The organism is Clostridium intestinale DSM 6191 (assembly GCF_900130055.1).
In the GTDB taxonomy this organism is placed as follows: Bacteria; Bacillota; Clostridia; order Clostridiales; family Clostridiaceae; genus Clostridium_T; species Clostridium_T intestinale.
Genome location: NZ_FQXU01000005.1, coordinates 246,441 through 258,668, shown reverse-complemented (window position 1 = coordinate 258,668; position 12,228 = coordinate 246,441). Strand labels below are relative to the sequence as shown.

Annotated in this window: 12 protein-coding genes; 3 read left to right on the top strand and 9 right to left on the bottom strand. The window is 31.8% G+C overall.

What is annotated here, in order from left to right; all coding sequences use genetic code 11:
* Positions 1-2: 2 nt before the first annotated feature.
* From BUA92_RS07775 to BUA92_RS07740, 8 genes are all read right to left on the bottom strand, one after another.
* A complete protein-coding gene (locus tag BUA92_RS07775; RefSeq protein WP_073018432.1) occupies positions 3-761 on the bottom strand; it encodes a hypothetical protein in 759 nt (252 codons plus the stop codon).
* A 25-nt stretch (positions 762-786) separates the two neighbouring features.
* The gene (gene pduA, locus BUA92_RS07770) at positions 787-1,065 is read right to left on the bottom strand and encodes a propanediol utilization microcompartment protein PduA (protein ID WP_021800762.1); all 279 of its coding nucleotides are present in this window, start codon (positions 1,063-1,065) and stop codon (positions 787-789) included.
* Between the two features lie 44 nt (positions 1,066-1,109).
* Positions 1,110-1,901 (bottom strand): propanediol utilization microcompartment protein PduB, encoded by a 792-nt coding sequence (pduB, locus tag BUA92_RS07765; protein WP_073018431.1) that lies wholly within the window; start codon positions 1,899-1,901, stop codon positions 1,110-1,112.
* 30 nt (positions 1,902-1,931) lie between these two features.
* Positions 1,932-2,852 (bottom strand): glycyl-radical enzyme activating protein, encoded by a 921-nt coding sequence (locus BUA92_RS07760; RefSeq protein WP_083553463.1) that lies wholly within the window; start codon positions 2,850-2,852, stop codon positions 1,932-1,934.
* 45 nt (positions 2,853-2,897) lie between these two features.
* Positions 2,898-5,432 (bottom strand): glycyl radical protein, encoded by a 2,535-nt coding sequence (locus BUA92_RS07755; protein ID WP_073018428.1) that lies wholly within the window; start codon positions 5,430-5,432, stop codon positions 2,898-2,900.
* 181 nt (positions 5,433-5,613) lie between these two features.
* Entirely contained in the window at positions 5,614-6,189 is a 576-nt protein-coding gene (locus BUA92_RS07750) for a DJ-1/PfpI family protein (RefSeq protein ID WP_073018426.1), read from the bottom strand.
* 51 nt (positions 6,190-6,240) lie between these two features.
* Positions 6,241-6,699 carry a EutP/PduV family microcompartment system protein gene (locus tag BUA92_RS07745; RefSeq protein ID WP_073018424.1) on the bottom strand — a complete coding sequence of 153 codons (459 nt, stop codon included), beginning with the start codon at positions 6,697-6,699 and terminating at the stop codon, positions 6,241-6,243.
* An 8-nt stretch (positions 6,700-6,707) separates the two neighbouring features.
* The gene (locus BUA92_RS07740) at positions 6,708-7,088 is read right to left on the bottom strand and encodes a BMC domain-containing protein (RefSeq protein ID WP_073018422.1); all 381 of its coding nucleotides are present in this window, start codon (positions 7,086-7,088) and stop codon (positions 6,708-6,710) included.
* Between the two features lie 212 nt (positions 7,089-7,300).
* Here BUA92_RS07740 and BUA92_RS07735 point away from each other — a divergent pair, with 212 nt between their 5' ends.
* From BUA92_RS07735 to BUA92_RS07725, 3 genes are all read left to right on the top strand, one after another.
* Entirely contained in the window at positions 7,301-7,753 is a 453-nt protein-coding gene (locus tag BUA92_RS07735) for a GlcG/HbpS family heme-binding protein (RefSeq protein ID WP_073018420.1), read from the top strand.
* Between the two features lie 101 nt (positions 7,754-7,854).
* Positions 7,855-8,499 carry a flavodoxin family protein gene (locus tag BUA92_RS07730; protein ID WP_073018418.1) on the top strand — a complete coding sequence of 215 codons (645 nt, stop codon included), beginning with the start codon at positions 7,855-7,857 and terminating at the stop codon, positions 8,497-8,499.
* A 1,153-nt stretch (positions 8,500-9,652) separates the two neighbouring features.
* Positions 9,653-10,972, top strand: a complete 1,320-nt coding sequence (locus tag BUA92_RS07725; protein WP_073018416.1) for an FAD-binding oxidoreductase — start codon at positions 9,653-9,655, stop codon at positions 10,970-10,972.
* A gap of 92 nt (positions 10,973-11,064) precedes the next feature.
* Here the strand turns inward: BUA92_RS07725 and BUA92_RS07720 are convergent, their stop codons facing one another.
* A complete protein-coding gene (locus BUA92_RS07720; RefSeq protein ID WP_073018415.1) occupies positions 11,065-12,228 on the bottom strand; it encodes an ABC transporter permease in 1,164 nt (387 codons plus the stop codon).

Genomic DNA, 12,228 nt, shown 5'->3' with positions numbered 1-12,228 from the left:
TCTTATAGCCCTTTTCTTACAATTTCAATATTTAAGCTACGAGCTTTATCCTTAGCCATCTCTGTAATAATATCCCCAGGTTTTAATACTATTTTGTTATACTCTTTAAGCGTTTCAATTTCATATTCTGTAATTATTTGCTTCCCTGTGCATTCGTGTGTAGTGTGTGTGTGTGTGACTTTTTCATTTACAATTGAGAAATTTTTAGAACTTACTTGGAATATATCATTAGTTATTTCTACATCAAATTCCAACAAGGTTCTATAATAATCTAATATCTTATTTCTATATGCTACAGGCTCTTTACCGCTAAATTTTTCAAGACCAGATTGTATTAAAATTATTTTTTGCCCTTTTTCCATGCTATTAAAAATCCAATTCGTTTCAAATGTATCTCCAATACATAGCGCGGTTTTAGCTATAATGGTTTTCGATATTGTTGGAAACACTGTGAGGTATTCATCTAAGTCATTTACGTTGACTTTGTCTCTAGAAATTACCTCTTTACAGAACTTAAACTGCTTTAGAGTATTTATTAAAGACTCATTACATACTTCTTCTGGAACTATGGCATAAGCTTCATATTCATTTTGTTTATCTAAATCTTCAAAAAAGGTTGAATACTTTTCATTAAATTCTTCCGTAAAAATAACATATAGTTTCTTTTTAGGAACAATAATATTTTGCCTAGAGCTTTCGGATTGAAATAATTCTATGACTCTATTTACTAATTCTTTGAGTGTTTTTTCATCTATTTCCATCCTATACCTCCTGCTCTATTATCTTCTATACAAATTTAGGAAGAATTTTTTCAGTGTCTGTATGTGGACGAGGAATAACGTGTATAGATACTACCTCTCCTACTAATCTTGCAGAAGCTGCTCCTGCATCAGTAGCTGCCTTAACAGCTCCAACATCTCCACGAACCATAACTGTTACTAACCCTGAACCTATTTTTTCATATCCTATTAAATTAACGTTAGCTGCTTTAACCATAGCATCTGCTGCCTCTATAGCTGCAACTAATCCTTTTGTCTCAACCATTCCTAATGCATCTGAATTCATATATATGCCTCCTTAAATTTTAGGTAATCCTTATTTTTATTTTCTTAGATATATGGTGTTGTAGATGACTTAGGTTCATCTCCTAAAGCCCCTAATAGTTTCTTACCAACTTCTATAGATGCTCTAACAGCTTGTCTAACAGCTCCTGAATCACCGCTGAAAGTTAATATAACTTCGTTTGAGTAACTAGTTCCACCACCTGGTGAACAATATCCAACTACATCAACATTTGCAGCCTTAACAGCAACATCTGCTAAAACAGTTCCTATAGCAGCTGGTCCTGCACAAACCATACCAAAAGCTTTTCCAAGTGGAGTTCCAAAAGCTTTTTCTAAGCAGTAACTTGCTCTAGCTGTATATTGGAACTCTAAATGTCCTGCATCATTAGCATAAACATCTCCAAAATACTTATCTAAACTTGCAAGAGCTATTTCAACTGCTCTTCTAGCATCTGAAACATCATCAGCTCCTATATAAATTAAACTTCCGTGACCTGCACCGCCCTTAGTATCTCTTGCCAGTTCAACAGAAATTACTTCTGTGTTTGTAGCCTTTACAGCATCATCTACTGCCATTATTTGTGGACCTGCGCCAGTTCTACCACCTATAATTCCTATAGAACGATATTTACCTAATTTCATAACATCTGTAAGTAAAGGGTCTACGCTAGCAATAACTAATCCAATAGTGTCACCAATTGCAGTACCTACAAATTCTGTAACTCCTATTCCAGAAGTTTTGCAGCTTTCTTTAACCTCACTTTTTTCTTCCTTTAGAGGAATTCCTAATTCACTAGAAACCTGTTTCATTACTTTTTCGATCAATTGTTGATCCATTTTAAATCCTCCATCCTTAAAATATAATAATTAGCCACCAATAACACACTTAATTCCTTGCTCTTCTATGATTTTTTGAAGTTTTTCAACTTCACCTAAAGCAAAAGCTCTTGTCTTTTTCATAAGATAATCTCTTCCAAGCAAATCATACTTATTTTCGCCATAAGTGTGATATGGTAATAAATGAACTGTATTAATATCATTAAGTGTTTTAACATAGTCACAAAGTTCTAAAATATCCTTCTCACTTGAGTTAAAATCAGGTACTAAAGGTACTCTAACTACCATTTTGGTTATTTTAGAAACCAGTTTAGCATTTTCTAGAATCTTTTCATTTGGAACTCCTGTATATTTTTTATGCATTTCGCTATCTACACTTTTTATATCCATTAGCGCTAAATCAATATAAGGAAATACTTCTTCAATAGTTTCTGTATTTGCATAAGCTGTAGTTTCTATAGCTGTATGCCATCCTTGCGCCTTACAAGCTTTTAATAATTCTCTTGCAAATTCTGACTGAACTAAAGGTTCTCCTCCAGATAAGGTAATTCCGCCTCCTGAACGTCTATATACTATAGCGTCTTTCTTAAGCTCTTTTATAACCTGCTCTACAGTCATTTTTTTACCTTTTAAAGTTAAAGCACTTGTTGGACACACATTTACACATTCACCGCATGCTGTGCAAATATCTCTATCTATAAAGTTCTTGTTATTAGGATTTATAGCACCTAACTTACATGCTGAAATGCATTTTCCACAATGAATACAATTCATTGATTGATACATTAAAACGGGTTTTAATTTTTGCGATTCAGGATTGCTGCACCATAAACATGATAAAGGACATCCTTTCAAAAATACTATGGTACGAACTCCTGGTCCATCGTGTATTGAAAATCTTTGTATATCAAACACAGTTCCTTCAGTTCTATAATTAATCGTATTCATTATGCTCATCTCCCTTAACCTTATAAAACTTATAAGGGATTTTTAAGATTATAGTGTGTGTTCTGTACGGCTTATAATATCATCTTGCACTTCTTTTGCTAGTACTACGAATTGAGCACTATATCCAGCAACACGAACAACTAGATCTTTATATTTTTGTGGATCTTTTTGAGCTGCTAATAATGTTTGCTTGTCTATAACATTAAATTGAACATGCATACCTTTATGATCAAAGTAACTTCTTACTACAGATGAGAAGTTTTGTAATCCTGTATCTCCAGCAACTGCTGATGGTAAGAATTTTTGATTATAAAGAGTACCATTAGAAGCTACGAAGTGGTCTAATTTAGCAACTGAATTTGCTGCTGCTGTTGGACCTGAATGGTCTTTTCCTGATCTTGGTGATACACCATCTGCAAGTGGTTTCTTCGCTGGTCTTCCATTAGGTAATGCTGCAACATCTTTACCAAACAATACGTTTGCAGATACTGGGTAGATTCCTGCTTGGAATTGACCTCCACGAGGATTTGTGTATTTTTCTACTTCAAAGCAATATAATTGAGCACATTTACGTGCAACCATATCAACTTCATCTATATCATTTCCGAAAGAAGGAGTATTATCTAAAAGTCTTCTTATACTTTCAAAATCTCCTGAAACTTGAGATTGAGATGCTTTAAATCCAGAAATAACTTGATTTTGGATATCAGCTAAATCTATAGACCCAGCATTACTTAAAATCTTCTTAACTGCTTCATATATTTGCATTTCAGTAGCATCCATAGTGCTAGTACTTGTACATGCAACAGTTTCTTCACAAGCGCCAAAGTTAGCATCTAATGCGGTTTTAAGTTGTTCCATTGTTATAGTATTGTCTTCAAATACATGTTTTTGTATTGCATATACAGAGTCTCCAGTATCAGCAACTCCAAATGCTTGAGGACCAGTAAAGTTGTAGATTGCTCCACCTTCTTGAACTGATTTACCTCTTCCTATACAATCATCAACCATAGCTGATAAGAATGGAAGTGGTGCTCTTTCTGCATGAGCATAATCAACACAGTTATCTGCTTCAACTAGGTAATAAACGAAATATTCCATTTGTTTCTTAAATGCCACATAGAAATCATCTATACTCTTAAAGCTTGTCATCTCTCCAGTAGCAGGGCCTAATTGCTTATTTCCTACCTTACCGTTATTCAATGTAATTTCTAATACTTTTGCTACATTAAAGAATGCTGCATCATGCCAACCTTCTGTCTTATTTGGACATTGAGGCTCAACACAACCTATAATACAGTAGTTACGTGCATCTCTAAGAGAAACTCCTCTATTTACTAATGAAGGTATAATAACTTCATCATTGTACATAGCTGGAACCCCTAAACCTAATCTAGCTACTTCACAAGCTCTTAATAAGAACTCATCTGGAGTACCTTGCCATACACGGATAGAGAAAGATGGTGCTGGTAACTTAACATGTGCAGTTGCTTCCATACACATATAAGAAACTTCATTTGTAGCATCTAATCCTTCTTCATTTTGTCCACCAACACAAAGATTTTGGAACACTGCATATCCTGCAAATGCTTGAGCTGATATTTCATCACGAGTTTTATTTATGTCATTAAGTTTTATCCAAATACAGTCAACTAGTTCTTGAGCAAACTCTTTTGAAATTCCTTTATCAGCTTTTAAGTATGGATACATGTATTGGTCAAAACGTCCTGGTGAAATTGAATGTCCGTTAGACTCTATTTGAACCATTATTTGAATAAACCAGAAAGATTGACACGCTTCATAGAAGTTACTTGAACCGTTTTCAGGAACTTTATCACAGTTAGCAGCTATTTGTAAAAGCTCAGCTTTTCTAGTTGGGTTTAATTCTACTGTTGCCAATTCTCTAGCTTTATTTGCATATCTATGAGCAAAGTTAATTGCTGCATTATAAGAAATAATCACTGCATTATAGAATTGTTGTTTCTTTATATAGTCAGGATCTTTTTTATCCATTCTATTCATTGCTTCAACTACTTCAGCAATAATTCCTCTAAAACCTTTCTTTAATATCTTGCCATAATCAACACATATATGACCTACTCCACCATAGAAATAGTTTCCTACAGTAAATACTCCGTTAGACATACAATCTTTAGCTTCTTGAGACATATAAGAATCTGCAAGAGCACTTGTAGTCTTTCCTTCCCAATAGCTAAATGCTTCTTCTAACTCTCTAGCAGTTTCCTTTGGAATCTCAAATGGGTCTGCAACTCTTGTAGCCATTGTATCAAATTCTTTAGCCACCCACTCATATGAGAATTCTGGGCATATTTCAGTTGAACGTGGATTTTTAGTAATAGCACCTACTACTAACTCATCTGGACGAATAGTAACAGGTAAATTGTTGAATATTTTTTCTACAGCTTTAGCACGTCTTAATATAGGAGATAAACCTTCAGTTTCTTTATATGACTCTGTTACAAGCACCGCTCTTTCTGATTCTACATATGGTGTTGCATCAACAATCATTCTTTTTAATCTTTCTACTCTTTCAGTTGGTTTTGAAAATCCTTTAGATATCAATTTAATTCCTCCTTTAGAATTATAAAAACTTTTTTCGTGCAACCTCATTATATAGTACACGCTCAAAATCCATGTAATACTTTTCAAACTTAAATATTGTAAAATTAAAACTATGTAAAAATTAAAAAAAGCACAAAAGTAACTTAATATAAATTACTTTCATGCTTAAAAACTATCAAAATTATAATTTTATTTTAACCTCTAAAAGCTTAAGAAAATCTCTTAATATAGTAGTATTACCAGGCCATGCTGGAGCTGTTACCAAGTTCCCATCTACAATTGTTTCATCTGCATTTTTATCTATAAACACACCACCAGCCATTATAACTTCTGGTTTTATTGCATTATATGCAGTTAATCTTCTTCCCTTTACAACATCAGCTGCTGTTAAAATCTGAATTCCATGACAAATAGCAGCTACAGGCTTATTTAGTTCCATAAAATATCTTACTATATCTATAACTCTTTTATTAAGCCTTAAGTACTCAGGTGCCCGTCCCCCTGTTATATAAAGACCATCGTACTCTTCAAGTTTTAAATAACTAAAAGAACAGTTAAGTAAAAAGTTATGACCAAGCTTTTCACTATAAGTCTGATCCCCTTGAAAGTCATGAACCGCAGTTTTAATATATTCTCCTTCGGTTTTATCTGGACATACCACATCTACTTTAAATCCCACCATCTCTAATGCTTGAAAAGGTACCATCACCTCATAATCTTCTGTATAATCACCTGCCAACATCAAAATTTTTCTCATTTTCCCCTCCTTATTCAAAGTTTGTAAAATTTAAACCTTTTCATTGTAAATTTAAAACTTTTTATCCCAAGGAAGTATATCTCCTTCTTCCTTTAAATAGTCTATTAGATTAGCTATTCCATCTCCTGTGTAGGAACTTATATGAAAAATCTTTTTACAGCCTGCAAGTCTTAACCATTCCTCTGCTAAATCTGGTCTAGAATCCTTTTTATCAATTTGTGTTACAATTCCAATAATCTCTCTAGTTGCACCAGCAGCTATATTAGGACTATATAAAGAATATTCTTCAAGAGAACTCATAAGAAGTCCTACAATATCAGCCTCATATGAATATAATATTAACGCCCTAGCTAAGGTTCTATTTTCTGCATATTCTCCTGGGGTATCTATAATAACATCAAAATTATTAATATACTGGGTTTTGTGATAGCTTATTTCTTTTCCCTTCAAAGCTTGAGTTAATGTAGTTTTACCAGCTCCAGTTCTTCCTACAAACATAATTTTTTTCATTTTACCACCTACGCTTTAGTTACATTGCAAACATCAAAACCTAAAGTATTTTGTGTATAACTTAAAATAGATTCTAAAGCAATAGACACATCCGATATCATTCCTGTGATAATTAAAGTTCCACTAAATCTATCAATAAAGCCAATATCTATAGCAGAAGTTTTAATTGCAATATCTGCTGCAATAATAGCAGTTTCACTTGGAGTAACTGTTAATATACCTATCGCTGCCCTATTATAATCAATCTTAGGATCTAATCCAAGCTTTTTGTATATTATAGAATCAGGACTTGCTATCACATGAGCCATAGTTATTTGTTTGCCTGGAACAGTTTCTTGTATTATTCTCATTAAATCAGCTTTATTTAATTCAATATCTTTTAATCTCATGATTATCCCCCTAGTTTACAATATCTGATAATTAATATGGTAACACATCTACTAAAAACATTAATAACACTATTGTAACTAAAATTAGGTAAATTTAAGTCTTGGTTTTAATTTTACAAATTATAAATTTCTAATTTACCTGTATAAAAATAATGCAAATTATATAATAGCTTTATGGTAGATAAAATTTATTTAATATAGGAGTTATTTAAATGATTAATGAAGATATGGTAAAAAAAATAACCTCAGACTTAGTTAGTTCATTAAAACCAAATAAACTTACCTTAGATATAGCCAAAAAATTATTAGTTAAAGCTGAAAATAAAGCTAAAGAAATAAATATTCCTGTAGTTATTGCTATAGTTGACGAGGGTGGAAATTTAATTGCTCAACATAAAATGGATGATGCCCTTTTAATAAGTGTTTCTTTATCTCTAAATAAAGCATACACTTCCGTTGCAACAAAAATGTCAACTGAAAATCTATCAAAACTTATATTACCTGGAAAACCTCTCTATACTTTACAAAATATAAAAAATATCACTGCTGTAGGCGGAGGAATTCCTATTATTATAAGTGGACGTATAGTTGGTGCTATAGGTGTTAGCGGTGGAAGTGTTGAAGAAGATATTCTTATAGCTAAAACTGCTCTAGAAGAAATATAGATGTTTTTAAGGATGGTATATAAACTTAATACCATCCTTTTCTTACTTTTGATATAATTGTGTTAAAGTTAAACCATATTTTTGAGGAGTTGATTTAAAACATGAAAATTCTTGCTATTAATGGTAGCCCAAGAAAAACTAAAAACACAGCTACTTTATTAAACAAAGCCTTAGAAGGAGCAAGTTCTGTAGGTGCCCAAACAGAATTAATACATTTATATGATTTAAATTTCAAAGGTTGTATTAGCTGCTTTGCTTGTAAAAGAAAAAATACAAAATTTATAGCTAGATGTGCTGTAAAAGATGATTTAACTGAGGTTTTAGAAAAAGTTTCTCAATGTGATGCCTTGATTTTAGGTTCTCCTATATACTTCGGCAATATTACAGGAGAAATGCAGTCCTTTTTAGAGCGTTTATTATTTTCTAACCTTTCCTATAATGAGGGTTCACGCTCAGTATTCCCTAAAACAATATCATCTGGATTTATTTATACCATGAATGTCCCAAAAGATTTTATAGAAAAAATAGATTATGATGTTTTATTTAATAGATATAAGGGAAGTCTTCAAATTCTTAATGGAGCGTTAGAATATTTAGTTTCTGCAGATACCTATCAATTTGACGATTATTCTAAATATGAAGCCACTAAATTTAATGAAGTGCATAAAGCTAAAATAAAAGATGAACAGTTCCCAATAGATTGTGAAAACGCCTTTAACCTCGGAGTTAAATTAGCAACAAGCTAATGTATTTTTCTTAAGCGCTTTACGATCATTCACTTATTGTCATTTTCCCTTGTTGAGTTTGAAACATCTTCTGAAGATGAACTTAAAGAAATCTTAGAACTTTTAGGTTATAGTTTAGAGGCTCTAACCTTCAAACCCGCATTAACACTATATATAGTTATATAGAAAGATATATATCTATATATATTCCTGAGCCTAAAAAGGAATCATTGAAATTAAGCTTAATCCTCTAAAATAGAATTCTCGCTTTCTCGCTTTCTTGCTTTCTTGCTTTCTTGCTTTCTTGCTTTCTTGCTTTCTTGCTTTCTTGCTTTCTTGCTTTCTTGCTTTCTTGCTTTCTTGCTTTCTTGCTTTCTTAGCGCAGTCTACTTTTTCTGTGACTTATTTGCAAGCTCTTTTTATAAAAAAGTTTACTTTATTCTTAATATAAAAAAAAGATTAGACTGGTGCTGCACTTCTATCCTGTAGAGACTTCTTCCCTAGTCTCGTTAGATTCCTTCTAAGTACGACACAACAACATAATGAAATTTTGACACTTTGACATTTTGACATTTTGACATTTTGACATTTTGACATAGGGTAGCCTACTTTTCTTCCTACTCATTATTCATCTTTTATAAAAAAGTATTCTTAAATTTCTAAAAGGATTTGATTGAAGCTGCACTTCTATTCTGTAGAGACTTCTTCCCTAGTCTCGTTAGATTCCTTTTTACCAATAAGTATTAGACTGACGCTGAGGAAGAGATTGAATTTGATGAAGTTCTTCGAACTTCTACAGATAAGCAGTGCGTGTCTACCGATCATTGGTGCAATTCTTCAATTCTTCAATTCTTCAATTCTTCAATTCTTCAATTCTTCAATTCTTCAATTCTTCAATTCTTCAATTCTTCAATTCTTCAATTCTTCAATTCTTCAATTCTTCAATAGGCATTTTGCTTTTTTCGTGATTTATTGTCAAGATTTTTATAAATTTTACTTTTCTTTTTAACAATGTGAAAAGAATCTAATGAAACTCTTCGTGTTTCTACAGGATTAAGGTAAAAATGATTTGATAGAGCTTAAGAAGAAGCTCCTACAGTGTAGAAGTGTGTAGATTTATTGGGAGTAATGGCATATTAATATATTACCAATTATTTTTTAAGAGGGTGATAATATGGATTTTAGTGAATTAACGGGAAAAGTTGTAACTCCTTATGATAAAGAGTATCCTTTTTTGAGACTTGTTTATAATAGAGCTATTAATAAATTTCCCATTGCTCTTGTATATTGTTATAGTAACCTCGATGTTTCTAATGCAATTAAGTGGTGTAGAAAAAATAATGTTGAGCCTCGAATCCGTACTGGGGGCCATAATTATGAAGGTTATTGTACCGCTAATGGTGTGTTATTAATAGATACCACCTATATGAATAATGTTTATATAGATACTAAAAAAGATATTGCAAAAATTGAGTCTGGTACAAGACTCTGGAAAGTATACTCCTCTCTTGCTAAGGAAGGTTATGGATTTGCAGGAGGTACCTGTCCAACAGTAGGTATCTCTGGTTTAGTTTTAGGAGGAGGTATCGGTTTATCTTCAAGGCTTTTTGGATTAACGTCTGATAATTTATTATCTTTAGATTTAATAAATAGTAAAGGAAATTCAATTAGAGCAGATAAAAAGATTAATTCTGATTTATTCTGGGCTTGTAATGGTGCTGGGGCTGGTAACTTTGGGGTTGCTACAAGTTATACTTTTAAAGTTTATAAGGTTAGCAAAGTAACTGTTATTCAACTTAGATGGGATAACACATCTAGAGGCGAATTTATGGAACTATGGCAAAAGTGGTTAAAAACTGCTGATGATAGAATTAGCTGTTTTGCTGGTCTTAATAAAGAAGGAATTTATCTAAATGCATTTTTTTATGGATACGAATATGAGGCTGAAGAAATTTTAAAAGATTTTCTTATTCTTCCTAATTTATTAGAAGAATCATCAATTAAATATGTACCTTTCATTGATGCTGTAAAAGATATCGGATCTTTTTACGGCCCTCCTAATAGTTTTAAGGCAACTGGAAGGTTTGTATATAGGCCTCTATCTAAAGAAAATATAAATAGATTAATCAATTATATTGATAATAGTCCTGAAGGTGCTATTTGTAATATTAGGTTATATAGTTTAGGTGGAGCTGTGAAAAAAGTTCCTATAGATGCCACTGCATATTTTTACAGAAATTCATCCTATATTTTAGGAATTACAGCTGAGTGGGAAAAAGATATTAGAGAAGGCCTTTACGTAAACTGGGTTAATCAGGTGTTTAACTATGTAGAACCTTTAACTCGAGGCTCATATGTCAACTTTCCTTATTCAGAATTAAAAGACTATGGTTATGAATATTGGGGCAAAAATTATTGTAAGCTTAGAGAAGTAAAAAGCAAATATGATCCTGACAACTTTTTTAGATATCAGCAATCTATAGAGCCCTATTAACAACAAAATATAAGAAGACCGTTATAGATTTATTAAAATTAATCTATAGCGGTCTTTTTGCATTTATAGGTTTTATTTTAGAAATATATAAATTAATTTTGTGCTACAGTTCTTAATGATGAAGCTGCCGCTGTAAAAAATGCTGCTGCAAAAAGTAATAGTATTCCTATAGAAGGAAGTACTGAATATATACCTTTATTATTAAACATTACTTCTATAAGAGCCTTTAATACCCAGTTTTGAGGTGTAAAATTAGCTATTTTCTGAAAAATTCCTGGTAAGTACTCTACAGAAACAAAACATCCACTTACGGCACCAGTTAGTGTTGCTACCATATTAACTACTATCGCGCTTTGAGTTTCATTTTTTATCCATCTTGATATTAATAACCCTAAACTTAAAATTACAAGAATAAATGCTGTAAATACTAAAAATAAAGCTACATATGAATTTCCCCAGTTTACTTTTAATACTATCTTCGTAAATCCTACCATAACAGCTACTTGAATCCACTCAGTGACCAAAAATGATAATAATAAAGCTCCCCCTATCGTAATATTGCTATTTGGGGTGGATATACTTCTCCTTAAAGTTCCGTTCCTCTTAATCTCCATAATCTCATTAACAAAATATATCATAGTATACATCATGAAACTTATCATTACACCAAGAAAAGCTATGTTAACCGTTTTTGTTTTCTCCTCAGTTGAAAATGTACTTTTCTCAACCTTAATTTTTGAATCTTGAATATTATTAATTAACTTATTTTTTAATTTCTCAGAATTATCGCTGTTAATATTGTTTGCTACTTTAGTTGCTAATTTATTATTCATTATAAAAGAATTAATTTTATTACTTACTATATTATCTACGTTTCCTTGACTTAGTTTTAATATACTTACTTCTGTATCTTCACTATCAGCTTGCTCTAAGGCACTGGAGAACTTTTCTGGGATTATTATAGCAAAGGAACTATTTCCACTTTTTACTCTTCGTTCCCCATCTTCAAGGGTAACTTTAGTTAAGTTTATAATTCCCGTATCTTCTAGTTCATTTATAAGTTCTTCTCCTTTTAATCCAGTATCTTGATTAACCACATCCACATATATATTTGAGGAAGATACATTTTCACTTTTATTTGTAAAAAACACTATTAGACTTACAACTAAAGTTGGCATAAGCATACCTAAAAGTAATATTTTTTTATCTTTAAGAATCCTCTGCAAATGCATAAAGGAATACTGTATTATCTTCAT